The sequence below is a fragment of the Nocardioides glacieisoli genome (assembly GCF_004137245.1).
GTDB classification, from domain to species: domain Bacteria; phylum Actinomycetota; class Actinomycetes; order Propionibacteriales; family Nocardioidaceae; genus Nocardioides; species Nocardioides glacieisoli.
In genome coordinates, this window is the sequence record NZ_SDWS01000009.1 from 68,867 (window position 1) to 91,803 (window position 22,937).

Genomic DNA, 22,937 nt, shown 5'->3' on the forward strand with positions numbered 1-22,937 from the left:
TCATGGCCCACCCAGCACGCGGCGCACGTCCAGCGTGCAGCCGACGACCGTGGCCACTCCGCCGTCGCGCTGCGGCTCGTCGAACCAGGTGCCCTGCACGAAACCGGCCTTGTCGAGGATCCGCAGGGACGCCGCGTTGGCGTGGTCGGGTGCGGCGAAGTACGCCGGCGCGTCCGGGAACCGGCGTCGTGCGCCGAGCATCCAGGCCCAGAGGATGCGCGCCCCGAGGCCGCGACCGACCCACGCCGGCTCACCGATCACGTAGTCCAGCCCGATGGCGTCCGGGTCGGGCGTCAGCAGCGCGAAGTCCGGGTAGTCGCGGATCCGGTAGTCCTGGACGAACCCGATCGAGTGTCCGTTGACGTCGACGACCCACATCCGGGTCGGCGTCGTGCCGTCGACGCGAGGGCCGTACCTCGAGAGCACCGCGTCGGTGCCCGGGTCGCCGTCGTTGCCCCACCAGCGGCGTACGTGCTCCTCCCGCAGCCAGCGGGCGAGGATCGGCAGGTCCCCCCGCGTCATCGCCCGCAGCACGATCCTCTGGTCCGGCTCCACGACGAAGCGCTTCACCACTCCCGACAGGTCGTCGGCGACCGGGTCCCCGGGCACCCCCGAGGCGATCCGCGCCGCGGCGGCCGCCCACGACTCGTCGGGACCGACCGCGCCGGCGAGCTCCCGCCCGTCGTGGCACACGACGACCGGGACGTGGTCGGGCACCTCAGTGGGCCAGGGCACCCGGGACGACCGGCGGCAGCACCGACCACGGGAAGTCGATCCACTGCTCCGTGCGTCGCCCCGCGTAGTCGGGCTTGATGACCGACTGCGGCTTCTCGTAGATGACGACGGTGCGCGCCTCGGCGACGTGGCCCTCGCAGAACTCGTGCACGAGCTCGAGGGTCCGGCCGGTGTCGGCGACGTCATCGGCGATCAGCACCTTCAGCCCCGACAGGTCCACCCGCGCGGGCGTCGGCGGCAGCATGATCGGGACGTCGAGACGCTGGTCGACGCCGGTGTAGAACTCGACGTTGATCACCGACAGGTTCTTCACGCCCAGGGCGTAGCCGAGACCCATGCCGAGGGCGAGCCCGCCGCGGGCAATCGACAGGATCATGTCGGGCACGAAGCCGGAGTCCGCCACCTCCTGCGCCAGCTCGCGGCTGGCGGCGCCGAACATCTCGTACGTCAGGACCTCGCGTTCGCTGCTCACAGGGCCTATCCCACCAGAGGCCCGCGGGGCGTCGGAAGGGGTGGTTCAGAAGTCGGGGTGCGGCTCGTCGAGCTCCTCGTCCTGCTCGCCCAGTGCCTCCCGCACGACCGAGAAGGCCAGCCCGGCGGCGTACCCCTTGCGGGCCAGCATCCCGGCCAGCCGCCGGGTCGCGACCTGGCGGTCGAGGGTGGCCATCGAGCGCATCTTCTTGTCGACCAGGGCCCGTGCGGCGGCTCGCTGATCGTCCTCGTCGATCTGCTCGAGCGCCTCCTTGGCCTCCTCGTCGCCAACGCCCTTGCGCCGCAGCTCCTGCGCCAGCGCGCGAGGCGCCAACCCGCGGCTGCGGTGCCGGCTCTCCACCCACTGGCGGGCGTAGGCCGAGTCGTCGATCAGCCCGACCTCGGTGAACCGGTCGAGCAGCTCGGTCGCGACCTCGTCGGGCACCTCGCGCTTGGCCAGCTTGTCGGCGAGCTCCTTGCGGGTGCGCGCCTGACCGGTCAGGGAGTCGAGCACGATGGTGCGCGCCACACCCTCGGGGTCGGCCTGCACCTCGGCGGCGGCTGCCGCCTGGCGCGCCTCCCTCGCCTCGGCGCGCTCGGCGAAGGACTTCGTGCGACTGCGTCCGCCGCGCTTCTTCTGACGCCGCTCGGTCGGTGGCGACGTCGCGGTGTGGGGCGTGGATGGGGAGTCCCCCACCCACGCCTTCACACCGAGGCTGACGTCACCGGCCCAGTCGGGCGGCGGTCGGTTCTCGTCGGTCATCGACTCAGAAGTCGTTGACCCCGATGGGCTCGTCGCTCAGGTCGTCGGCAGGCTTGTCGACAGCCGGAGTGACACCCAGCTTCTCCAGGATCAGCTTCTCGATCTCGTTGGCGAGGTCGGGGTTGTCCTTGAGGAAGTTGCGCGAGTTCTCCTTGCCCTGGCCGAGCTGGTCGCCCTCGTAGGTGTACCAGGCGCCGGCCTTGCGGATGATGCCCGCCTCGACGCCGACGTCGATCAGGCCACCCTCGCGGCTGATGCCCTTGCCGTACATGATGTCGAACTCGGCCTGCTTGAACGGCGGGGCCACCTTGTTCTTCACGACCTTGACGCGGGTGCGGTTGCCGACCATGTCGGTGCCGTCCTTGAGCGTCTCGATCCGGCGCACGTCGAGGCGCACGGAGGAGTAGAACTTCAGCGCACGACCACCGGTGGTGGTCTCGGGCGAGCCGAACATCACGCCGATCTTCTCGCGCAGCTGGTTGATGAAGATGGCCGTGGTGCCGGAGTTGTTGAGGGCACCGGTCATCTTGCGGAGGGCCTGGCTCATCAGGCGGGCCTGGAGGCCAACGTGGCTGTCGCCCATCTCGCCCTCGATCTCGGCGCGGGGCACGAGCGCGGCGACGGAGTCGATGACGATCAGCGACAGGGCGCCGGAGCGGATCAGCATGTCGGCGATCTCGAGCGCCTGCTCGCCCGAGTCGGGCTGCGAGACGAGGAGGGCGTCGGTGTCGCAGCCGAGCGCCTTGGCGTAGTCGGGGTCGAGCGCGTGCTCGGCGTCGATGAAGGCGACGATGCCGCCGGCCGCCTGGGCGCTGGCCACCGCGTGGAGGGCGACCGTCGTCTTTCCGGAGGACTCCGGACCGTAGATCTCGACCACCCGGCCGCGCGGGAGACCGCCCAGGCCGAGGGCGACGTCGAGGGCGATCGACCCGGTGGGGATCACCTCGAGCGGGGCACGCGTCTCGTCGCCCAGTCGCATGACCGAGCCCTTGCCGAACTGCTTCTCCACCTGGGCGAGTGCGGCGTCGAGGGCCTTCTCGCGGTCTGCTCCAGCCATTGCTGTGTCCCGTTCTCTCGTCGTTGTGTCGGTACGTCTGCGACGCTAGGGCGAGCCACTGACAGTCCCTGATCAGGACCGTCGGATGCTGTGGACAACCTCGCCCGGCGTCGTACCTGTGGACGCACAGTAGCCCGAACAGGTGTTCGACACGACGTTCGAGCACGGCGTGTCGCGGGCGTGTTGCGCGGGAGTCGGTGCGGGCCCTCAGGAGTGCCGACGGGTGACCCGGCCGGCCGCCACGACCGTGCCCGCGAGCAGCGCCGCGAAGGCGGCGAGGGCGGAGTAGCCCAGCACTCCGACGATCACCCCGGCCAGCGCGCCGCCGCCGGCGGCGGTGAGGGCCATCGCCATGTCGGAGGTGCCCTGCACGTCGGTGCGGGCGGCGATCGGGGTGCGGTCGGCGATGACCGTCGAGGCAGCCACCGTCGCGCACGACCAGCCCAGGCCGAGCAGGAAGAGCCCGGTGGTGATCTGCCACGACGAGCCCTCGGGCGAGAGCCCGCACAGCGCGAGCGAGACCAGCAGCACCACTCCCCCGGTCACCAGGACGGCTGAGCGGCCGAACCGGTCGGCGGCCCACCCGACGATGGGTGAGAAGGCGAACATGCCGGCGACGTGGATCGAGATGACGAAGCCGATGACCTCGAGGTGTGCCCCGCCGTGCTCCATGTGGAGCGGCGTCATGATCATCACCGTCACCATCGCCGCGTGCGCGCACGCCATCGCGACGACCGCGGCACCGACGGCCGGCACCTCGCGCACGACCTCCAGGAAGGTCGCCCACGACCGGCCGCGCGGCTGGGGGCCGACGGTCGGCGAGACGCCCGCCGCGGCCTGCGCCAGGAGGAGCGGGTCGGGGCGCAGCCGCCACCACACCCAGCCCGCGGTGAGGACGAGCACCACGGCGCCTATGGCGAAGCCTCCGGTCAGCTCCGGGATGCCCAGGGACCGCCCGGTCGATCCGCCGACGCCGACGAGGTTGGGCCCGGCCACGGCGCCGATCGTGCTCGCCCACACGACGAGGGACAGCGACCGCGCGCGGTGCTCCTCGGTCGCGAGGTCGGTCGCGGCGTAGCGCGACCCGGTGTTGACGGCGGTGGTCGCCCCCAGGAGCAGCGAGCCGAGCAGCAGGACGAGCATCGAGCCGATGACACCTGCGACGACCGCGAGCACGGCGCCGGTCGCGCCCATCAGGTAGCCGGCGACGAGCCCGACGCGACGTCCACGCCGTCCCATCACCCGCGCCAGGCCGTAGGCCGTGGCAGCCGTCCCGAGCACCTGGAAGGTCTGCGCGAGCCCGGCCATCGTGTCGCTGCCGGAGATGTCGCGGGCGAGCAGCGAGGAGGTGGTGACGCCGATCGTCACCCCGACGGCGCCGACCGCCTGCGAGACCAGGAGCGTGCGCACGGTGTGGCGCTGGACGACCCCGAGGTCGACGTCGGTGGTCACCGGCGGGACGGCGCCGCTCACCGCTCGCTCTCCGGCAGCTCCAGCTGGCGGCGGACCGCTGCCCAGACCTGCTTCGGCGGCATGCCCGCGTCGAGCGCCTCGCGCGTGGTGAGGCCGTCGAGGTCGCGCACGACCGTCAGCTCGGCCCACGTGCGCGAGTAGCTGCGGCCGAGCGCCTCGTCGAGCCGCGTCCAGAACTCCGTGTGCCTCACGAGGACACCTCATCACGGACCGCCGACAGCTCGATCCAGGTCTCCCCGCGGGAGCCCGCGACGCCCGACCGGGCGGCCACGTCGGTCCACCCCGCGGCGGCGACCACGGGCGACACCTCGTCGGCCCGCCAGTAGGTGAAGTGGCGCGGGCGGGTGATCGAGCCGTGGGTGGACCAGCCGTCCCCGTCCCCCTCCTTGAGCGAGACGCGCAGCACTCCGCCTCCGCGGGTGACCTCCGCGAGCCGGGCGAGCACGGTCGGCAGGTCGTCGCGCCGCACGTGCAGCAGCGACGCGTTGGCCCACACCGCGTCGTAGGGTCCGGCCGGCGACGAGATGTCGTCGACGAGCGGGTCGAGCAGGTCGCACCCGACACCCTGCGCGCGGAGCAGGTCGACGAAGCCCGGGGTGATGTCCGTGCGTCGCACGCGGAGGCCGAGCGACTCCATCAGCCGCGCGTCACGCCCGCCCCCCGAGCCGATCTCCAGCACCCGGGCACCCGGCCCCAGCAGCTCGGCGAACGCCTCGATGTCGGCACGGACCGAGTCGGGCACCGCTGGTCCGTTGGCGGCGTACGCCTCCGCGTCGAGATCGTAGGCACGGACCGTCTCGTCCGTGCTCACCTGGCGCTCACCCGGCGCCCACGTCGTGCAGGTGGTGGACGACGTCGTGCAGGTGGTAGCTGCCGACCGTCTCGACGGTGAAGTGGTCGCCGTTCGAGCGCACCCCGGGGCGGTCCTTCGTGGCATCGGTGACGCCCGCGTAGACGCCGGCGACGGTGCCCGCGGCCTCGATCAGCTCGACCGCGACGGTGGTGGCGTCCTGGCTGCCGTAGTCGCCCTCGACGGCTGTCGCGTCCTGGTCCCAGTTGGCGAAGGTCGGCTCGTCCTCGTCCAGCATCGCCCGGAGCCGCTGCGCGAAGAGGACGTGCACGTCGCGGACGTGGCAGCCGTACTCGAGCGGCGACCACACGTCGGGCGCGGGCCGCACGCCGACGTCACCGCGCGCCAGCACCTCCGACCACGTCATCGCGGTGTCGTGGACCAGGCGCGGCAGGTCGCCGAGCCCCTGCGCCGACGGGGCGAAGCCGCAGTCGGGGCACGGTCGCTCGAGCACCCAGGTCCAGTCCTTGGTGTCCGGGACGATCGCGTCGGGTGCAGCGCTCATGGCCGCCATCCAACCAGCCCCGGCATCGGGGACAATCGGTGGAATGGACATCCGTCGCGCACTTCCTGCCGACCTGCCCGCAGTCTCCGACATCTACGGTCGCGAGGCCCGCGAGGGCCACGCCACCTTCGACGTCGAGCCGCGGCCGATGGCCCTGTGGGAGGAGAAGCTGGCGGCGAGCGGACCCGGTGAACACTTTCTCGTCGCCGAGCACGAGGGCGAGGTCATCGGTCACGCCGGCGCGACGTCGTACCGCCCCAAGCCCGCCTATCGCCACACCCGCGAGAGCTGGGTCTACGTCGCGCCCGGCCACCAGGGCCTCGGCACCGGCCGCGCGCTGTACGACGCCCTCCTCACGCTGCTCGCCGACGACGACGTGCACCTCGTCGTGGCCGGCGTCGCCCTGCCCAACGACGCGAGCCTGGCGCTGCACCGCGCGGTCGGCTTCGAGGAGGTCGGCACGATGCGGGAGGTCGGCCGCAAGTTCGACCGGTGGATCGACCTGGTGTGGCTGCAGAAGGTGCTGGCCTGACTCAGGCCAGCCCGAGCTCGCGGGTCGACACCTCGCGCATCTCGACCTTGCGCACCTTGCCGGTCACCGTCATCGGGAACTCCTCGACGACCATCACGTAGCGCGGGATCTTGTAGTGCGCCAGCCTGCCGTCGGCGTACGCCCGCACCCCCGCCGCGTCGAGCGGCGCGGTGCCCGGTCGCATCCGCAGCCACGCGCACAGCTCCTCGCCGTACTTCGCGTCCGGAACGCCGACGACCTGCACGTCCTCGATGTCGGGGTGCGTGTAGAGGAACTCCTCGATCTCGCGCGGGTAGATGTTCTCCCCGCCGCGGATCACCATGTCCTTGATCCGCCCGGTGATCCGCACGTAGCCCTCGTCGTCCATCACCCCGAGGTCGCCGGTGTGCATCCAGCCGTCGGCGTCGACCGCCTCGGCGGTCTTCTCCTGGTCGTCCCAGTAGCCGAGCATCACCGAGTACCCGCGGGTGCAGAACTCCCCCGCCTCGCCGCGCGGCAGCGTGTCCCCGCTGACCGGGTCGACGATCTTGACCTCGAGGTGCGGGGCGACCCGGCCGACGGTGCCGACCTTGCGCTCGAGCGAGTCGTCGGGGTGGGTCTGCGTCGACACCGGCGAGGTCTCGGTCATGCCGTAGGCGATCGTCATCTCGTCGATCCCGGCGTCGATGAGCTTCTTCATCATCTCCTCCGGGCACGGCGAGCCCGCCATGATCCCGGTGCGCACGCTGCCCAGGTCGTACGACGCCAGGTCGGGCAGTGCCCACTCCGCGATGAACATCGTCGGTACGCCGTAGAGCGAGGTGCACCGCTCGTCGGACACGGCACGCAGGGTGAGGGCCGGGTCGAAGCCGGGCGCCGGGATCACCATCGTGGCGCCGTGGCTGGTGCACGCGAGGTTGCCCATCACCATCCCGAAGCAGTGGTAGAAGGGCACCGGGATGCAGACCCGGTCCTCCTCGGTGTAGCGGCAGGCCTCGCCGACGAGGTAGCCGTTGTTGAGGATGTTGCGGTGGCTGAGGGTCGCGCCCTTCGGGAAGCCGGTGGTGCCGGAGGTGTACTGGATGTTGATCGGGTCGTGCGCGTCCAGCGACGCCGACCGTGCACGGAGGTCGTCCTCGGAGACGCCCGACCCGTCGGCCAGCAGGCCGGCCCAGCTGTGCTCGTCGTCGAGGTGGACGACCCGCTGGAGGGTGTCGAGCTGGTCGGCGGTCTCCTGGATCATCGCGCGGTAGTCACTCGTCCTGAACGACGTCGCGCTGACCAGCATCCGCATGCCGCTCTGGTTCACGACGTAGGCGAGCTCGTGGGTGCGGTAGGACGGGTTGACGTTGACCAGGACGGCGCCGACCTTGGCCGTGGCGAGCTGCACGAGGGTCCACTCGGCGCTGTTGGGTCCGTAGATCCCGACCCGGTCGCCCTTCTCGATGCCCGCGCCGATCAGTCCGCGAGCGACGGTGTCGACGTCGCGGTCGAGCTCGGCCCACGTCCAGCGGCGACCGCTCGCGCACTCGACCAGCGCCTCGCGGTCGGCGTACGACGCCACCGTCCGCTCGAGGTTGGCTCCGATCGTCTCCTCCAGCAGCGCCGGTGTGGTCTCGCCCTGTGCGTAGGAGTCCATCCCGGCAACCTAGGACGACCCCCGTCGGATTGGCTACAGGTTGGTCAGGTGAGTAGCAGCGCGTCGAGGCGACGGCGTACGACGAGCAGGCCGACGATGCCCATCACCACGAGGTAGACGACCGACACTCCCGACTCCCAGGTGACGACGCCGGTGGTGAGCTCGCGGCACAGCACGACGCCGCGGTAGAGCGGGGTGGCCTCGACGACCCACCGCAGCACGCCGTCGCCGAACGCCTCGACCGGGAAGAACGTCGCCGAGAAGAGGAAGAGCGGCATCTGCGCGAGTGTGATCTTGTCGAAGTCCTGCCACGACTTCATCCACGTCGTCAGTGCCATGCAGACGGCCGAGAACGCGAAGGCGATCAGGATCGCCGCCGGCAGCGCGAGCACGGCCCACCACGACTCGACCAGTCCCATCGCCACCATCACCACGAGGAAGGCCGCGGAGTAGACCGAGCCGCGGATCAGCCCCCAGGCGATCTCTCCGCGGGCGATGTCACCCGTGGTCAGCGGCGTCGCCAGCATCTGGTCGTAGAGCTTCTCGTACTTGAGCTTGAAGAACACGTTGAACGTCGAGTCGAGCAGCGCACCGTTGAAGGCCGAGGTGGCGAGCATCGCCGGCGCCACGAACGCGGCGTAGGACACCTGCTCGCCGTGGAACTCGAAGCTGTCGATCAGCTGGCCCACACCGATGCCGATCGAGAAGAGGTAGAGCACGGGCTCGAGGAAGCCGGTGAGGAAGAGCTTCCAGGCGGACTTGTAGACGATGAAGTTGCGCAGCACGAGGACCCGCGCGGCGTGCACCGGGGTCAGCGGTGCGGGGATCGCGACCCGGTCGAGGGTGGCCATCAGACCTCCAGCCGCTTGTCGAGGCCGGTGACCGACCAGCGCCAGCCGACGACGCAGAGGATCACCAGCACGGCGACGTTGATGCCGGCCAGCGACCAGTCGACGGTGTCGAGGCAGAGCATCCGAGACAGCGAGACGCCGTGCCACAGCGGCGTCAGCCGGGCGACCCACTCGAGCACCGGGCCGAGGTTGGTGATCGGGAAGAACGCGCCCGAGAAGAGGGTCAGCGGCAGCACGCCGAGGCGGAAGAGGACGCCGAAGCCCTCCTCGGACCTGAGCCGCGCGGAGTAGCCGAACGTCAGCAGCGCGAAGGCCGTGCCGACCAGCACCTGCGACAGCCACGCGAGGACCGGGCCCCACCAGCTCTCGAACACCCCGAAGGGCGCGAGCACGAGCATGAAGACCGCGCACGCGGAGGCCACGCGGAACACCACGAAGGCCACGAACGCGTTGACCAGGTCGCGCACGGCCAGCGGCGTCGCGAGCTGGGCGAAGAACGTCTTGTGCCACTTGATGGCGCCCATGACGGGGTACGTCGACTCGCTGACCGCGATCGTCATCGCGTGAGCCGCGACCAGGCCGGGGACGATGAAGGCGAGGTAGGACGTCGCACCCTCGAGCCTGCTGGGGTCGGCGTCGATGAAGCCGCCGAGTAGCACGCCCATGGCGACGACGTAGAACAGCGGCGTGGCGAAGGAGCTGATGACTCCGCCGCGCCAGGTGCGCTTGTAGACGGTCAGCCAGTAGTCGTACTGCCGGGCCATGCCCTCCCACGCGGAGAGCGTGCCGGTGGGCCGGTCCGTGCGGGTCGGTCGTGTCGGTCGCGTCGGGGTGGTCGCCATCAGTCGGCCAGGCTCCGGCCGGTGAGGCGCAGGAACACGTCCTCGAGGGTCGAGCGGCGCACGAGCGTGGCGATGGGCTGCAGGCCGCGCTCGATCACCGCGGTGACGACGTCCTCACCGCGGTCGCTGTAGACGAGCAGCCGGTCGGGCAGCACCTCGACGCGGTCGCCGAGGTCCTCGATCTTCTCGGCCAGCGCCTCGTGCTCGCCGACCCCGAAGCGCAGCTCCGCGACCTCGCGGGTCGAGTGGGCCTCGATCAGCTCGCGCGGCGAGCCCTCCGCGGCGATCACGCCCTTGTCCATCACGACGAGCCGGTCGCAGAGCTGCTCGGCCTCGTCCATGTAGTGGGTGGTGATCACGAGCGTCACGCCCGCCTGCTTGAGCCGGAAGAGCTGGTCCCACAGCACGTGGCGCGCCTGCGGGTCGAGGCCGGTGGTGGGCTCGTCGAGCAGCAGCAGGTCGGGGTTGTTGATCAGGCTGCGGGCGATGGTGAGCCGGCGCTTCATGCCACCGGAGAGGTCCTCGACCTTCGACTTCGCCTTCTCGGTGATCTGGGCGAACTCGAGCAGCTCGTTGGCCCGGTCGCGGCAGGTGGCGCGGTCGATGCCGAAGTAGCGGCCGTAGATGTAGAGGTTGTCGAAGACGTTGAGCTCGTTGTCGAGCGTGTCCTCCTGCGGGCAGACGCCGAGGCGGCCGCGGATCGCCGGGCCGTCGGTGGCGGGGTCCAGCCCGAAGATCCGGAGCTCGCCGGACGTCACCGGGCTGACCGAGGCGATCATCCTCATCGTGCTCGACTTGCCGGCGCCGTTGGGGCCGAGGAAGCCGAACGCCTCGCCCTTGCGGACGTCGACGTCGATGCCCTTCACCGCTTCGAAGTCCCCGAAGGACTTGCGCAGTCCGCGCGCCGAGATCATGGAGTGCGTCACATCGAGTGACCCTAGATCAGCCCGGAGACAACCGACGAACCGCTTTCAGCCACCGTTCGCCGGTGTCAGCCGCAGGAGGCGCCCGGCGCCCTCGTCCTCCAGCAGCCAGATGGCGCCGTCCGGCGCCTCCTCGACCGCGCGGACCCGCTCCCCCAGGTCGAAGACCTCGGACTCGCCGGCGGTCGTGCCCTCGAGGTCGACCCTGACCAGTGCCTCGCCCGACAGCGCCCCGAGGAACGCGTCGCCCTGCCAGTCGGCGAAGAGGTCCCCGCCGTAGATCATCAGGCTGCCCGGCGAGATGCTCGGGGTCCACGACGCCACCGGGGCCGCGAAGCCGTCGCCCTCGGCGTGGTCGGGGATCTCGCCCCCGCCGTAGTCGCTGCCGTCGGACACCTCGGGCCAGCCGTAGTTCGAGCCGGCCTCGACGAGGTTGAGCTCGTCGCCGCCCTCGGGACCCATCTCGGAGGACCAGAGCGTCCCGTCGGGCGCGTGCTCGAGACCGAGCGGGTTGCGGTGGCCCCACGTCCAGATCTCCGCGGTGACGCCGCCTCGGTCGGCCAGCGGGTTGCCCGGCGCGGGGTCGCCGTCGAGGGTCAGCCGCACGATCGTGCCGAGGGTGTTGGACGTGTCCTGGGCGGGATCGCCCTGCTGGCGATCGCCCGAGGAGACGAAGAGGTGCTCGCCGTCCGGGGAGAAGGCCAGCCGGTGGCTCAGGTGTCCGTCCCCGCTCGTCCTCGGCGTCTGGCGCCAGACCACCTCGAGGCCGTCGAGGCGCGGCGCCTCGCCCTCGGTGACCAGGCGGGCCCGGCCGACGACCGCCCCGATCCCGCCGTCGCCCTCCTCGGCCCAGCTGAGGTAGACGGTGCCGTCCTCGTCGTACGACGGTGCCGGCAGCACGTCGCCCAGACCGGCCTGCCCGCTGTCGGCCACCGTCGGCACGCCGGCGACCTCGACGCGCTCCCCGCTGTCCGCGTCGCGCAGGTGGAGCACCCCGCTCCGTTCGGTCACGAGCAGGTCACCGTCGGGCAGGAAGGCCATCGCCCACGGTTCGTCGAAGCGGTCGAGCTCCTCGACCTCGAAGGGCCAGTCCCGGTCACCGGAGGCGGTCGCGGGCCCCAGCGCGCCTGAGGAGGCGCTGTCGGCGCACCCGGCCGTCAGCGCAGCCACGATCCCGGCGAGCACGATCGGCGCTGACTTCATGGGTCCATGGTGCGTGCCGCCACCAACCCGGCCGGGCGCGCGCCGTGGGGACGTGCCCGGTAGGAAGGAGGCATGCGGATCTTCCTCACCGGTGGCAGCGGCAAGGCCGGCCGGCACGTCGCCCCCTACCTCGCCGAGCAGGGCCACCAGGTCACCAACGCCGACCTCGTGCCCCTCGACCACCCCGACGTCATCGACCTGCGGGTCGACCTCACCGACGCCGGCGAGGTCTACTCCGCCCTCGCCGGGTTGGCGACGTTCGACGAGCTCGACATGCCCGAGAAGCCGACGTACGGCGCCGTCGTGCACCTCGCCGCGATCCCGGCGATCCTCAAGCAGGCGGACGCCGCGACCTACGCCACCAACGTCCTCAGCACCTACAACATCCTCGAGGCAGCGACCCGGCTCGGCATCCCCAAGGTCGTCTTCGCGAGCTCGGAGACGACGTACGGCATCTGCTTCGCGCAGGGTGAGCGCAAGCCGCTCTACGTGCCCGTCGACGAGGAGCACCCGACGGTCCCCGAGGACTCCTACGCCATGTCCAAGGTGGCCGGCGAGGTGACGGCGCGGTCGTTCCACGCGCGCTCCGGCGCGGACATCTACGGCCTGCGGATCAACAACGTCATCGAGCCGCACGAGTACGCCGAGATGTTTCCCGACTTCCTCGCCGACCCGTCGCTGCGCCGGCGCAACCTGTTCGCCTACATCGACGTGCGCGACCTCGGGCACATGGTGCAGCGGTGCCTGGAGACCGACGGCCTGGGCTTCGAGGTCTTCAACGTCGCGAACCCCGACATGTCGGTGGCCGCGACGACCGACGAGGTCATCGCGCGGTTCTACGACGGGGTCGAGGTGCGTCGCGAGATGGGACGCGACGAGACCTTCTTCGCCATCGACAAGGCACGCGAGCTGGTCGGCTTCGACCCGCAGCACTCCTGGCGCGACGTGCTGGACGACCCGCGCCGCGACGCCTGAGTCAGCGCGACCGGGCCTGTCCGATCGCGGCAGCGATGGCCGCGACGTGGTCCGGGGTGGATCCGCAGCACCCGCCGACGAGGTCGATGCCGAGGTCGGAGACGCGACCCGCGTGCGCGGCCATGTCCTCCGCGCTGGCGTCGTACTCGAAGTGGTCGCCGACGACCTGCGGCAGGCCTGCGTTGGACTGGGCGACCAGCAGGAGGCCGTCTGGTCGCGCCGCCGCCATCTCCGCGGCGATCAGCTCCATCTCCTCGGGCCCGCGACCACAGTTGGCACCGACGGCGTCCGCGCCGGCAGCCGCGAGGTGGACCACGGCGTCGCCGGGACGCACCCCCATCATCGTGCGGAGGTTGGTGTCGAAGCTCATGGTCACGACGACCGGCAGGTCGGGCGCGACCTCGCGGGCCGCAGCCAGCGCGGCGTCCGCCTCGGCGAGGTCGCTCAGCGTCTCGACGAGCACGAGGTCGATCCCACCGTCGACCAGCGCGGCCAGCTGCTCGGCGAAGAGGGCCTGGGTCTCCTCGGCGGTCAGCGTCCCGAGCGGCGCCATCAGCTCTCCGGTCGGGCCGAGGTCGCCGGCCACGAGCAGCCCGCGCCCGTCGGCGACCGAGCGGGCCACCTGCGCGGCGTTCCGGTTCACCTCGGCCAGGCGGTCGCCGAGGCCGTGCATGTCGAGGCGCGGTCGCGTGCCGCCGAAGGTGTTGGTGGTCAGCACGCGCGCGCCAGCGTCGGCGTACGCCGTGTGCGCCGCGCGGACCGCGTCCTGGTTCTCCAGGTTCCAGAGCTCGCCCGGGTCCCCGTCCTCGAGTCCGCTGTCCTGGAGCAAGGTGCCCATCGCGCCGTCGAGGAGGAGGGGCCGGTGGTCGCCGATGAGGGCTGCGAGGCGGTTCATGCGGTCAGTCCGTCCAGGTAGTCGGCGATGCGGTCGGCGGGCCACTCGCGGTCGAGCTCGGCGCTGACGCGGTCGAGCACCTCCGCCGGCGCACCGTCGGCCTCGGTCCAGGGCGAGCGCTCCCAACCCTCGAGGTAGTCGGTCGCGCCGGTGTCGCCGAGCCGCATCGCGGCCTCGTCGATCGCCTCCTGGAACCTCGCCGCGAGCTGCACCTTCGCGGTCTCCTCGCCCGACCGGGCCGCGACCATCGACGGCAGCTCGCGCCACCGCGTCACCTGGAACTCCGTCATGCCACGAGCCTAGGGCGGGTGGTCGAGCGCAGGGAGGGTGTCCCGACGCGTGGGCCGCGTTCGACGGGCGTGCCTAGTCTGGAGAAGTGATCGAGCCGGTGTCACCCGACGCCCCGGCCCTGCGTGGGCGCGTGCTGATGAGCCAGGACTGGCGCGACCTCACCTTCCTCCACTGGGCGGTCGATCCCGCCCTGGTCGCGGACCGGATGCCGGCGGGCGTGCGCCCCGACGTCCTCGAGGGCCGCACCTATGTCGGGCTCATCCCCTTCCGCATGGTCGACGCCGGGCCCGGCCGCGGTCCGGCCGTCCCCTGGGCCGGGACCTTCCTCGAGACCAACGTGCGGCTCTACTCCGTCGACGACACCGGCCGCCGCGGCATCGTCTTCCTCAGCCTCGACACCGACCGCGCCCTCGTCGTCGCCGGCGCCCGTGCCGGCTTCGGCGTGCCCTACCGCTGGGCGCGGATGCGACACCGTGCGGAGGGCGGTGACCACACCTACGACGCGCGGCTGCGCTGGCCGGGCACGCGCGCGTCGAGCCACGTCGTCGTACGCCCCGGCGCGCAGCGCGAGCCCACGGACCTCGACCACTTCCTGAGCGCCCGCTGGGGGCTGCACACGCGGTGGGGCGGCCGCACGCTCTACGTCCCCAACCACCACGAGCCCTGGCCGGTCCACGACGCGGAGGTGCTGGCGCTCGACGACGGGTTGATGGCGTCCGTCGGGCTCCCCGGCCTGGCCGACCGGGCCCCCGACCACGTGGGGTTCAGTCCCGGGGTGCACACCGACTTCGGGTTCCCCGTCGACGCGCGCCGCCCGCGCTGACCTCGCACTCATTGGGGAAGCTCGCCGTGACATGTCACGAGCGATCTTCCCCGTTGCGGCCTACTGTCGGCGGATGGACGACCTCACCCCTGACGATCTCCACCACCTCCGCCGCTGCGTGGCGCTCGCCCGCGAGGCGCTGGACGCGGGCGCCGAGCCCTTCGGCTCGCTGCTGGTCGATCCCGGCGGCACGGTGCTGCGCGAGGAGCGCAACGAGACCTCGGCCGGCGACCAGACCCGGCACCCCGAGCTCGAGCTCGCCCGGTGGGCGGCGACGAACGTCGCGGAGGACGTACGCCCCCGGTGCATCGTCTACACGTCCGGGGAGCACTGCCCGATGTGCTCCGCCGGCCACGCGTGGGTCGGCCTCGGGCGGATCGTGTACGCCGGCTCGACCGCGCAGCTCTCCGCGTGGCGGTCGTCCTGGGGCCTGGCCGCCGGGCCGGTGCTGCCCCTGTCGATCAACGCCGTCGCGCCCGGCGTACCCGTCTCCGGGCCCGCGCCCGAGCTCGAGGTCGAGCTGCGGGAGCTGCACCAGCGAGCGGCAGGGGGCTAGCCGGCGAAGGGGACGACGGACGTCCGCCTGACCGAGGTGGCGCAGCGGACTAGAGTTCGTACGTGAACGACGTGCACGTGATCGCCTACTTCGCCGGCGACCCGACCCGGACCTACCAGCTGGCCCAGTGGCTGGAGGTCCTCGAGATCCTCGACGGCGTGCACCCGGTGGCGCTGGTCCTCCGAGACCCCTCCTCCGCGGCGCTCATCGGCTCGCGCACGACCCTGCCCGTCCTCGTCGCCGAGACGTTCCCGGAGCTCACCGAGCTCTACGCCGACCTCGACGCCCAGGTCGTCCTCTACTGCAACAACGCGGTGCTCAACTTCGAGTCCCTCGTCGACGCCCGCCGGCTGCACGTCCACATCAACCACGGCGAGAGCGACAAGCAGTCGATGGCGAGCAACAACGCCAAGGCCTACGACCGGGTCTTCGTCGCCGGCGATGCTGCCGTCCAGCGCTACGTGACCGGGCTTCTCGACTTCGACGCCACCCGTCTGGTGCGCATCGGTCGGCCCCAGCTCGACCTGCCGCGCACGCCGCTGCTGCCGCCCACCGAGCGGCGTACGGTCCTCTACGCCCCCACGTGGGAGGGCGACGCCGACTACAACGACTACACGTCGATCGACACGCTCGGCGAGACGATCGTGCGGGCGATCCTCGAGGTCCCCGACGTGCGCCTGGCCTACAAGCCGCACCCGAAGGTGACGACCAGCCTCACCCCGGCCATCGCCGAGGCGCACGACGCCATCGTGCGCATCGTCGCCGAGGCGGCCCGGCTCGACCCGGACGCCGGCCACACGCAGGTCTTCAGCGGTGACATCCTCGCGGTGATGCCGGGTTGCGACGCGATGGTCACCGACGTGTCCTCCGTCGGCCTGGACTGGCTCTACCTCCACACCGACAAGCCGATCGTCCTGACCGACCGCCACCGGGACCTGGCGTCCCTCCTGGTCGAGGTCCCGATCAGCCGGTGCGCGGACGTCGTCGACGAGACGAGCGTCGACACGCTGACCGCGCTCCTCGCCGAGCGCCTCGCGCACGACGAGCACCACTTCGCCCGCATCGCGATGCGGCACCACTACTTCGACGACCTGCGGGTGGGCGACAGCACCGCGCGCTTCCTGGACTCGGTGGGCGAGCTGGTGGCGCTGCGAGAGCGACTGGTCGACGGTGGGTCGGCTGCGATCACTGCCTGACGGACGTCAGTCGATCAGCCAGACAAGAAGCTCGGCTCCGGCACCGCCTCGACCCTGGCGGCATACGACATCCCCGGCGCCCGATCGGATGTCGTTTCCCGCCACCCTCGGCCGCGGAACCCCAAAGGGCGGGGCCGATGTCCCACCCTGCTGACAGACTGCACAGCATGACCGCCCTCGACCGCTTCAGCGCGCCCACGCGGGCGTGGTTCGAGGCGTCGTTCGCCGAGGCGACACCTGCGCAGGACGGTGCTTGGACGGCCATCGCCGAGGGCAGGAACGCACTGGTCGTCGCCCCCACCGGCAGCGGCAAGACGCTCAGCGCCTTTCTTCACGCGATCGACCGACTGATGAGCACCGCACCGCCCGAGGACAAGTCGAAGCGCACCCGCGTCCTCTACATCTCCCCGCTCAAGGCCCTCGGCGTCGACGTCGAGCGCAACCTCCGTGCGCCGCTCACCGGCATCCGCAACACCGCCGAGCGGCTCGAGGCCACGGTCCCCGAGGTCACCGTCGGGCTGCGGTCCGGCGACACGAGCCCGGCCGACCGGCGCAAGCTCGGCACCACGCCACCCGACATCCTCATCACCACGCCCGAGTCGCTGTTCCTGATGCTCACCAGCCAGGCGCGCGAGACGTTGCGCAGCGTCGACACGATCATCATCGACGAGGTGCACGCCGTCGCAGGCACCAAGCGCGGCGCCCACCTCGCCCTCAGCCTCGAGCGCCTCGACGCGCTGCTCGACAAGCCGGCCCAGCGCATCGGCCTCAGCGCGACCGTCCGCCCCCTCGACGAGGTCGCCCGCTTCCTCGGCGGCTCGCAACCCGTCGAGATCGTCTCGCCGCCCAGCACCAAGGAGTGGGACCTCCGGGTCGTGGTGCCGGTCGAGGACATGACGATGCCGGAGGAGTACGACGAGGCCTCGGGCGACCCCGGCCGGTCCACGAGCATCTGGCCCCACGTCGAGGAGCACGTGGTCGACCTCGTCGAGCAGCACCGCTCGACCATCGTCTTCGCCAACTCACGCCGGCTGGCCGAGCGACTCACTGCCCGGCTCAACGAGATCGCCACGACGCGGGCGGAGGAGCGGGCCGAGGCGCGAACCGAGGACCAGGCGGCAGGGACGGGCAGGTCGCCCGCCCAGATCATGGCGCAGTCCGGGCAGAGCAGTGGTGCCGACACGATCATCGCCAAGGCCCACCATGGCTCGGTCTCCAAGGAGCAGCGGGCGATCATCGAGGACGACCTCAAGCGCGGCCGCCTCCCCGCCGTGGTCGCCACCAGCAGCCTCGAGCTCGGCATCGACATGGGCTCCGTGGACCTCGTCATCCAGATCGAGTCCCCGCCCAGCGTCGCCAGCGCCCTGCAGCGGGTCGGTCGAGCCGGCCACCAGGTCGGTGAGACCAGTCGCGGGGTGCTCTTCCCCAAGCACCGCGGCGACCTCGCCCAGACGGCCGTGTCGGTGGAGCGGATGCGCACCGGCGCCATCGAGAAGCTCTCCGTCCCCGCCAACCCCCTCGACGTGCTCGCGCAGCAGGTCGTGGCGATGCTGGCGCTCGACGAGTGGGACGTCGACGAGGTGTTCGCGCTCGTCACCCGCGCGGCGTCGTACTCCCAGCTCCCCCGCGCCGCCTTCGACGCCACGCTCGACCTGCTGAGCGGGCGCTACCCGAGCGACGAGTTCGCCGAGCTGCGTCCGCGCATCGTGTGGGACCGCGTCACCGGCACCCTGAGCGGACGGCCCGGCGCCCAGCGGCTGGCGGTCACCAGCGGCGGCACGATCCCCGACCGCGGCCTCTTCGGCGTGTTCCTCGTCGGCGAGAAGGCCAGCCGCGTCGGCGAGCTCGACGAGGAGATGGTCTACGAGTCGCGGGTCGGCGACATCTTCGCCCTCGGCGCCACCAGCTGGCGGATCGAGGACATCACCCACGACCGGGTGCTCGTCACGCCGGCGCCCGGCATCCCGGGTCGGCTGCCGTTCTGGAAGGGCGATGCCCTGGGCCGTCCTGCCGAGCTGGGTGCCGCTGTCGGTGCGTTCACCCGCGAGCTGGCCGCAGCGACCCCGGCGAAGGCGATCGCGAGCGTGCGCGAGCGCGGCCTCGACGAGAACGCCGCCACCAACCTCGTCACCTACATCACCGAGCAGCGCGAGGCGACCCAGGTCGTCCCCCACGACACGCAGATCGTGGTCGAGCGGTTCCGCGACGAGCTCGGCGACTGGCGCCTCGTCGTGCACTCCCCCTACGGCACGCCCGTCCACGCGCCGTGGGCGCTCGCGATCAACGCCCGGCTCCGCGAACGCTACGACGTCGACGGCCAGGCCGTCGCGTCCGACGACGGCATCGTGATCCGGATCCCCGACACCGACGCCGAGCCGCCCACGGGCGAGGTGATCGTCTTCGAGCCCGAGGAGATCGAGCAGATCGTCACGCAGGAGGTCGGCGGCTCCGCGCTCTTCGCCAGCCGGTTCCGCGAGTGCGCCGCGCGCGCCCTCCTGCTCCCCCGCCGCGACCCGGGCCGGCGCAGCCCGTTGTGGCAGCAACGCCAGCGCAGCGCCCAGCTGCTCGAGGTCGCGTCGAAGTACCCCGCGTTCCCCATCGTGCTCGAGGCCGTGCGCGAGTGCCTCCAGGACGTCTACGACCTGCCTGCGCTCGTTGCGCTGCTCGGCCGCGTGCAGCGCCGCGAGGTCACCGTCGTCGACGTCGCGACGACCTCCCCGAGCCCCTTCGCCCGAAGCCTGCTCTTCGGCTACGTCGCCCAGTTCGTCTACGAGGGCGACTCCCCGATCGCCGAGCGCCGCGCCGCCGCGCTGTCGCTCGACCAGGGCCTGCTCGCCGAGCTGCTCGGCCGCGCCGAGCTCCGCGAGCTGCTCGACCCCGAGGTCCTGGCCGAGGTCGAGGCCGAGCTCCAGTGGCTCGCTCCCGAGCGCCGCGCCCGCAACGCCGAGGGCGTCGCCGACCTGCTGCGCCTCGTCGGACCGCTGTCGGTCGCCGAGATCGCCGAACGGTCGGTCGAGGGCGCGGACGTCGCCGAGTGGCTGGCGATGCTCGATCGTCGCGTCCTCCCCGTCCGGATGGCCGGCGAGGACCGCTGGACCGCCATCGAGGACATCGGCCGGCTGCGCGACGGGCTCGGCGTCCCCGTGCCCGTCGGCACGCCCGACGCGTTCCTCGAGCTGCCCGAGGACCCGCTCGGCGACCTCGTCTCCCGCTACGCCAGGAGCCACGGCCCCTTCACCACGGCCGAGGTCGCCACCCGGCTCGGCCTCGGCGAGGCCGTCGCCCGCCAGACCCTCCAGCGCCTCGCCCACCGCGGCCGGGTGCTCGACGGCGAGTTCCGTCCGTCGGGGTCCGGCACCGAGTGGTGCGACGCCGAGGTGCTCCGCAAGCTCCGGCGGCGCTCGCTCGCGCGGCTGCGGCAGGAGATCGAGCCGGTCACCCACGACGCGGTTGCGCGGTTCCTCCCGGCCTGGCAGAAGGTCGGTGGCAACCTCCGCGGCGTCGACGGGGTCGTCGCCGCCATCGACCAGCTCGCCGGATGCCCCATCCCGGCGAGCGCGCTCGAGCCCCTCGTCCTGGCCGCCCGCGTCCGCGACTACGAGCCCTCGATGCTCGACGAGCTCACCGCCTCGGGAGAGATCATCTGGGCCGGGCACTCCCCGCTGCCCGGCAGCGACGGCTGGGTCAGCCTCCACCTCGCCGACCAGGCCCACCTGACGCTGCCCGAGGTGGAGCCGAGCGACGAGCTCGACGGCCTGCGCCGCGCCGTCCTCGACGCGCTCGAGCCCGGCGGCGCGTGGTTCTTCCGCCAGATCGCCGACCGCGTCGGCCCGACCACCGACGCCGAGCTCAGCACCGCCCTGTGGGACCTCGTCTGGCGCGGCCTCGTCACCAACGACACCCTCGCCCCGCTGCGGGCGCTGGTCCGCAGCGGCACGCCGTCACACCGCACCCGTCGTACGCCGCCCCGGCTCGGGCGCACGACCGGCGGGCGGATGCCCGTGCGCACCGGTCCGCCCGAGACCGCCGGCCGGTGGGCGGTCCTGCCTGACCGCGACGGAGACCCGACGCGGCGGGCACACGCGCGTGCCGAGCACCTGCTGGAGCGGCACGGCGTGGTGACGCGCGGCGCCGTCGTCAGCGAGCGCGTGGTCGGCGGGTTCGCCGGGGTCTACAAGGTGCTCAGCGCCTTCGAGGACACCGGCCGCTGCCGCCGTGGCTACTTCATCGAGGGTCTCGGCGCCGCGCAGTTCGGCAGCGCCGGTGCCATCGACCGGCTGCGCACCTTCTCCGAGCCGGAGAGCGCCAAGGGTGGCGGCAAGCCGACCGTCGTGGCGCTCGCCGCCACCGACCCGGCCAACGTCTTCGGCGCCGCGCTCCCGTGGCCGGAGCCTGCCGACGCCGAACGTCCCGGCCACCGGCCCGGACGCAAGGCCGGGGCGCTGGTCGTGGTCGTCGACGGCGACCTCACCGTCTACGTCGAGCGCGGTGGGCGCACGCTGCTCACCTGGACCGAGGACCAGGACGTCCTCACCCCCGCGATGTCCGCACTCGCCGACGCGGCACGCCGGGGTGCGCTCGGGCGGCTCACCGTCGAGAAGGCCGACGGGCAGGCACTCATCGGCAACGGCGGCGAGACCCCGATCCGGCTCGCACTCTCCGCGGCGGGCTTCGTCGCGACACCGAAGGGACTGAGGCTCCGTGCCTGAGGGCGACACCGTCTACCGAGCCGCAGCCAAGCTCGACCGCGCCCTGACCGGGCACCAGCTCACCCTCTCCGACTTCCGTGTGCCCGCCTTCGCCACCGTCGACCTCACCGGCGGCAACGTCATCCGCACCCTCTCGCGCGGCAAGCACCTCCTCACCCGCGTCGACCACGAGCGCGCCTGGACCATCCACACGCACCTCAAGATGGAGGGCTCGTGGCACGTCTACCCCGCCGGGGAGCGGTGGCGCCGACCGGACAGCCAGGTGCGCCTGGTGCTCGGCATCGAGGGGCGCAAGGCGGTCGGCTTCCAGCTCGGCATCGTCGAGCTGGTGCACCGTGAGGACGAGGCCGGCCTGGTCGCCCACCTCGGTCCCGACCTGCTCGGGCCCGACTGGGACGAGGAGCGCGCCGTGGCCAACCTCCGCGACCAGCCCGCGCGCCCGGTGGGGCAGGCGTTGCTCGACCAGCGCAACCTCGCGGGCGTGGGCAACATGTACATGGCCGAGCTCTGCTTCACCAGCGGCATCAACCCGGCGACCGACGTCGCGAGCGTGCCCGACCTCACCCGCCTGGTCCGGCGGGCGAAGCAGATGCTCGAGGTCAACAAGGAGCGGGCGATCCAGTCGACCACCGGCAACCTCCGCGAGCGCGAGCGGATGTGGGTCTACCGACGCGACAACTCACCGTGCCGGCGCTGCGGCACCACGATCGCGGTGACCATGCTGGGTGAGCCAGGACGAGAGCGCGCGGCCTACTGGTGCCCGAGCTGCCAGCCCGAGCGGTGACCGCGTAGGAGCCGTCAGGCGGCGGAGGCGACGACGTCGCCGGCGGGACGCCCGGCCGTGATCGGCGTGGCCACCACGCCGAGCGCGATCTCCTCGATCGCCACGGCGTCGGCCACGTCGCGCAGCACGTCCGAAAGCGGCAGGTCCATGGCCTCGCACAGCGACGCCAGCAGCTCCGACGAGGCCTCCTTCTGGCCACGCTCGATCTCCGAGATGTAGCCCAGGCTCACCCGGGCCTCCGCAGAGAGCTCCCTCAGGGTCATCCCGCGCTGCATCCGGGCGCTGCGCAGCACGTCGCCGAGCAGTCGTCGGAAGATCACCATGCGCGAGGTCCTTGCTCTGAGGAGTTGAGGAACATCTGGCCCAACGCTACCCGAGGCCCGGTTCTTCCCGCAGGAGGTCCCACAGGAGGGTCACTGCTGACTCGCACGTCGCCTCCCGGATCGCGCGACGATCACCGTCAAGCGCGAGGAGCCGGGTGCGTACGACGTCTGGCCCGGCCACGGCGACCCACACCGTCCCGACCGGCCTCCCCTCCTGGCTGTCGGGGCCGGCGACCCCCGTCGTCGACACGCCCCAGGTCGCGTCGAGGCGACGGCGCACGCCGCGCGCCATCGCGACCGCACACTCCTCCGACACCACCCCGTGCCGGTCGACGACCTCGGCCGGGACGTCGAGCACGGACACCTTGACGCGCGTCGCATAGGAGACGACCCCGCCGACGAAGCTGCGCGAGGCACCCGGGACGTCGGTGACGAGCCCGGCGAGCAGCCCGCCGGTCAGCGACTCGGCGGTCGCGAGCGTCTCGCCGCGCTCGACCAGCGATTGGAGCACATCCCCCACGGGGTTCCCGGCCGGCGACCACACGTCGGCGACACTAGCGCC

The 22,937-nt window shown here is 72.0% G+C and carries 24 protein-coding genes; 7 read left to right on the forward strand and 17 right to left on the reverse strand.

Annotated features, from left to right (window positions below; genetic code table 11):
• The 8 genes from EUA06_RS18005 to EUA06_RS18040 form a co-directional block, all read right to left on the reverse strand.
• A complete protein-coding gene (locus EUA06_RS18005) occupies positions 1-717 on the reverse strand; it encodes a GNAT family N-acetyltransferase (RefSeq protein ID WP_129478355.1) in 717 nt (238 codons plus the stop codon).
• A gap of 1 nt (position 718) precedes the next feature.
• Positions 719-1,207, reverse strand: a complete 489-nt coding sequence (locus tag EUA06_RS18010) for a phosphoribosyltransferase (protein WP_129478357.1) — start codon at positions 1,205-1,207, stop codon at positions 719-721.
• A gap of 45 nt (positions 1,208-1,252) precedes the next feature.
• Positions 1,253-1,969: a regulatory protein RecX gene (locus tag EUA06_RS18015; RefSeq protein WP_129478359.1), complete on the reverse strand. Its 717-nt coding sequence runs from the start codon at positions 1,967-1,969 to the stop codon at positions 1,253-1,255.
• A 4-nt stretch (positions 1,970-1,973) separates the two neighbouring features.
• Positions 1,974-3,026, reverse strand: coding sequence for a recombinase RecA (recA, locus tag EUA06_RS18020; protein WP_129478361.1), 1,053 nt, complete (start codon positions 3,024-3,026; stop codon positions 1,974-1,976).
• A 207-nt stretch (positions 3,027-3,233) separates the two neighbouring features.
• Positions 3,234-4,499: an MFS transporter gene (locus tag EUA06_RS18025; RefSeq protein ID WP_242498230.1), complete on the reverse strand. Its 1,266-nt coding sequence runs from the start codon at positions 4,497-4,499 to the stop codon at positions 3,234-3,236.
• Complete coding sequence (locus EUA06_RS18030; RefSeq protein ID WP_129478363.1) at positions 4,496-4,690, reverse strand: DUF3046 domain-containing protein; 195 nt, start codon at positions 4,688-4,690, stop codon at positions 4,496-4,498. The genes EUA06_RS18025 and EUA06_RS18030 overlap by 4 nt, the downstream gene beginning before the upstream one ends.
• Positions 4,687-5,310, reverse strand: a complete 624-nt coding sequence (locus tag EUA06_RS18035) for a class I SAM-dependent methyltransferase (protein WP_165354438.1) — start codon at positions 5,308-5,310, stop codon at positions 4,687-4,689. Before EUA06_RS18035 ends, EUA06_RS18030 begins: the two co-directional genes overlap by 4 nt.
• Before the next feature lie 7 nt (positions 5,311-5,317).
• The gene (locus EUA06_RS18040) at positions 5,318-5,854 is read right to left on the reverse strand and encodes a DinB family protein (protein WP_129478367.1); all 537 of its coding nucleotides are present in this window, start codon (positions 5,852-5,854) and stop codon (positions 5,318-5,320) included.
• Positions 5,855-5,897: 43 nt separating this feature from the next.
• Here EUA06_RS18040 and EUA06_RS18045 point away from each other — a divergent pair, with 43 nt between their 5' ends.
• The gene (locus tag EUA06_RS18045) at positions 5,898-6,386 is read left to right on the forward strand and encodes a GNAT family N-acetyltransferase (protein WP_165354439.1); all 489 of its coding nucleotides are present in this window, start codon (positions 5,898-5,900) and stop codon (positions 6,384-6,386) included.
• A 1-nt stretch (position 6,387) separates the two neighbouring features.
• Here the strand turns inward: EUA06_RS18045 and EUA06_RS18050 are convergent, their stop codons facing one another.
• From EUA06_RS18050 to EUA06_RS18070, 5 genes are read right to left on the reverse strand one after another with little or no spacing between them, the layout of a single operon-like run.
• Positions 6,388-8,004: an AMP-binding protein gene (locus tag EUA06_RS18050; RefSeq protein ID WP_129478371.1), complete on the reverse strand. Its 1,617-nt coding sequence runs from the start codon at positions 8,002-8,004 to the stop codon at positions 6,388-6,390.
• 44 nt (positions 8,005-8,048) lie between these two features.
• Positions 8,049-8,855 (reverse strand): ABC transporter permease, encoded by an 807-nt coding sequence (locus EUA06_RS18055; RefSeq protein WP_129478373.1) that lies wholly within the window; start codon positions 8,853-8,855, stop codon positions 8,049-8,051.
• The gene (locus EUA06_RS18060; protein WP_242498231.1) at positions 8,855-9,697 is read right to left on the reverse strand and encodes an ABC transporter permease; all 843 of its coding nucleotides are present in this window, start codon (positions 9,695-9,697) and stop codon (positions 8,855-8,857) included. Before EUA06_RS18060 ends, EUA06_RS18055 begins: the two co-directional genes overlap by 1 nt.
• A complete protein-coding gene (locus EUA06_RS18065; RefSeq protein WP_479724675.1) occupies positions 9,697-10,623 on the reverse strand; it encodes an ABC transporter ATP-binding protein in 927 nt (308 codons plus the stop codon). The genes EUA06_RS18060 and EUA06_RS18065 overlap by 1 nt, the downstream gene beginning before the upstream one ends.
• A gap of 45 nt (positions 10,624-10,668) precedes the next feature.
• The gene (locus tag EUA06_RS18070) at positions 10,669-11,823 is read right to left on the reverse strand and encodes a PQQ-dependent sugar dehydrogenase (protein ID WP_129478375.1); all 1,155 of its coding nucleotides are present in this window, start codon (positions 11,821-11,823) and stop codon (positions 10,669-10,671) included.
• A gap of 72 nt (positions 11,824-11,895) precedes the next feature.
• Here EUA06_RS18070 and EUA06_RS18075 point away from each other — a divergent pair, with 72 nt between their 5' ends.
• A complete protein-coding gene (locus tag EUA06_RS18075; RefSeq protein ID WP_129478376.1) occupies positions 11,896-12,798 on the forward strand; it encodes an NAD-dependent epimerase/dehydratase family protein in 903 nt (300 codons plus the stop codon).
• Position 12,799: 1 nt separating this feature from the next.
• Here EUA06_RS18075 and EUA06_RS18080 read toward each other — a convergent pair whose 3' ends face one another.
• Together EUA06_RS18080 and EUA06_RS18085 are read right to left on the reverse strand one after the other, a co-directional pair.
• Complete coding sequence (locus EUA06_RS18080; protein WP_129478378.1) at positions 12,800-13,693, reverse strand: homocysteine S-methyltransferase family protein; 894 nt, start codon at positions 13,691-13,693, stop codon at positions 12,800-12,802.
• A complete protein-coding gene (locus EUA06_RS18085) occupies positions 13,690-13,983 on the reverse strand; it encodes a virulence factor (RefSeq protein ID WP_129478380.1) in 294 nt (97 codons plus the stop codon). The genes EUA06_RS18080 and EUA06_RS18085 overlap by 4 nt, the downstream gene beginning before the upstream one ends.
• An 86-nt stretch (positions 13,984-14,069) precedes the next feature.
• Between EUA06_RS18085 and EUA06_RS18090 the strand changes: the two genes are divergently transcribed.
• The 5 genes from EUA06_RS18090 (at position 14,070) to EUA06_RS18110 (ending at position 22,052) form a co-directional block, all read left to right on the forward strand.
• Positions 14,070-14,807 carry a YqjF family protein gene (locus EUA06_RS18090; RefSeq protein WP_242498232.1) on the forward strand — a complete coding sequence of 246 codons (738 nt, stop codon included), beginning with the start codon at positions 14,070-14,072 and terminating at the stop codon, positions 14,805-14,807.
• 73 nt (positions 14,808-14,880) lie between these two features.
• Positions 14,881-15,363, forward strand: a complete 483-nt coding sequence (locus EUA06_RS18095) for a nucleoside deaminase (RefSeq protein WP_129478382.1) — start codon at positions 14,881-14,883, stop codon at positions 15,361-15,363.
• Positions 15,364-15,425: 62 nt separating this feature from the next.
• Entirely contained in the window at positions 15,426-16,559 is a 1,134-nt protein-coding gene (locus tag EUA06_RS18100; protein ID WP_129478384.1) for a CDP-glycerol glycerophosphotransferase family protein, read from the forward strand.
• 167 nt (positions 16,560-16,726) lie between these two features.
• Positions 16,727-21,268 carry an ATP-dependent helicase gene (locus EUA06_RS18105; protein WP_129478385.1) on the forward strand — a complete coding sequence of 1,514 codons (4,542 nt, stop codon included), beginning with the start codon at positions 16,727-16,729 and terminating at the stop codon, positions 21,266-21,268.
• Positions 21,261-22,052 carry a DNA-formamidopyrimidine glycosylase family protein gene (locus EUA06_RS18110; RefSeq protein WP_129478387.1) on the forward strand — a complete coding sequence of 264 codons (792 nt, stop codon included), beginning with the start codon at positions 21,261-21,263 and terminating at the stop codon, positions 22,050-22,052. Before EUA06_RS18105 ends, EUA06_RS18110 begins: the two co-directional genes overlap by 8 nt.
• Before the next feature lie 14 nt (positions 22,053-22,066).
• Here the strand turns inward: EUA06_RS18110 and EUA06_RS18115 are convergent, their stop codons facing one another.
• Together EUA06_RS18115 and EUA06_RS18120 are read right to left on the reverse strand one after the other, a co-directional pair.
• Positions 22,067-22,375, reverse strand: a complete 309-nt coding sequence (locus EUA06_RS18115; RefSeq protein WP_129478389.1) for a helix-turn-helix domain-containing protein — start codon at positions 22,373-22,375, stop codon at positions 22,067-22,069.
• Between the two features lie 46 nt (positions 22,376-22,421).
• Positions 22,422-22,895, reverse strand: a complete 474-nt coding sequence (locus EUA06_RS18120; protein ID WP_207208421.1) for a CinA family protein — start codon at positions 22,893-22,895, stop codon at positions 22,422-22,424.
• Between the last annotated feature and the right edge of the window lie 42 nt (positions 22,896-22,937).

Excerpts from the sequence above, each read along its gene's own strand:
- EUA06_RS18075 (WP_129478376.1), top strand. The coding sequence starts at position 11,896 with ATGCGGATCTTCCTCACCGGTGGCAGCGGCAAGGCCGGCCGGCACGTC.
- EUA06_RS18070 (WP_129478375.1), bottom strand. The coding sequence starts at position 11,823 with ATGAAGTCAGCGCCGATCGTGCTCGCCGGGATCGTGGCTGCGCTGACG.
- EUA06_RS18055 (WP_129478373.1), bottom strand. The coding sequence starts at position 8,855 with ATGGCCACCCTCGACCGGGTCGCGATCCCCGCACCGCTGACCCCGGTG.
- EUA06_RS18115 (WP_129478389.1), bottom strand. The coding sequence starts at position 22,375 with ATGGTGATCTTCCGACGACTGCTCGGCGACGTGCTGCGCAGCGCCCGG.
- EUA06_RS18105 (WP_129478385.1), top strand. The coding sequence starts at position 16,727 with ATGACCGCCCTCGACCGCTTCAGCGCGCCCACGCGGGCGTGGTTCGAG.
- EUA06_RS18015 (WP_129478359.1), bottom strand. The coding sequence starts at position 1,969 with ATGACCGACGAGAACCGACCGCCGCCCGACTGGGCCGGTGACGTCAGC.
- EUA06_RS18040 (WP_129478367.1), bottom strand. The coding sequence starts at position 5,854 with ATGAGCGCTGCACCCGACGCGATCGTCCCGGACACCAAGGACTGGACC.
- EUA06_RS18060 (WP_242498231.1), bottom strand. The coding sequence starts at position 9,697 with ATGGCGACCACCCCGACGCGACCGACACGACCGACCCGCACGGACCGG.
- EUA06_RS18050 (WP_129478371.1), bottom strand. The coding sequence starts at position 8,004 with ATGGACTCCTACGCACAGGGCGAGACCACACCGGCGCTGCTGGAGGAG.
- EUA06_RS18080 (WP_129478378.1), bottom strand. The coding sequence starts at position 13,693 with ATGAACCGCCTCGCAGCCCTCATCGGCGACCACCGGCCCCTCCTCCTC.
- recA (WP_129478361.1), bottom strand. The coding sequence starts at position 3,026 with ATGGCTGGAGCAGACCGCGAGAAGGCCCTCGACGCCGCACTCGCCCAG.
- EUA06_RS18045 (WP_165354439.1), top strand. The coding sequence starts at position 5,898 with ATGGACATCCGTCGCGCACTTCCTGCCGACCTGCCCGCAGTCTCCGAC.
- EUA06_RS18095 (WP_129478382.1), top strand. The coding sequence starts at position 14,881 with ATGGACGACCTCACCCCTGACGATCTCCACCACCTCCGCCGCTGCGTG.
- EUA06_RS18085 (WP_129478380.1), bottom strand. The coding sequence starts at position 13,983 with ATGACGGAGTTCCAGGTGACGCGGTGGCGCGAGCTGCCGTCGATGGTC.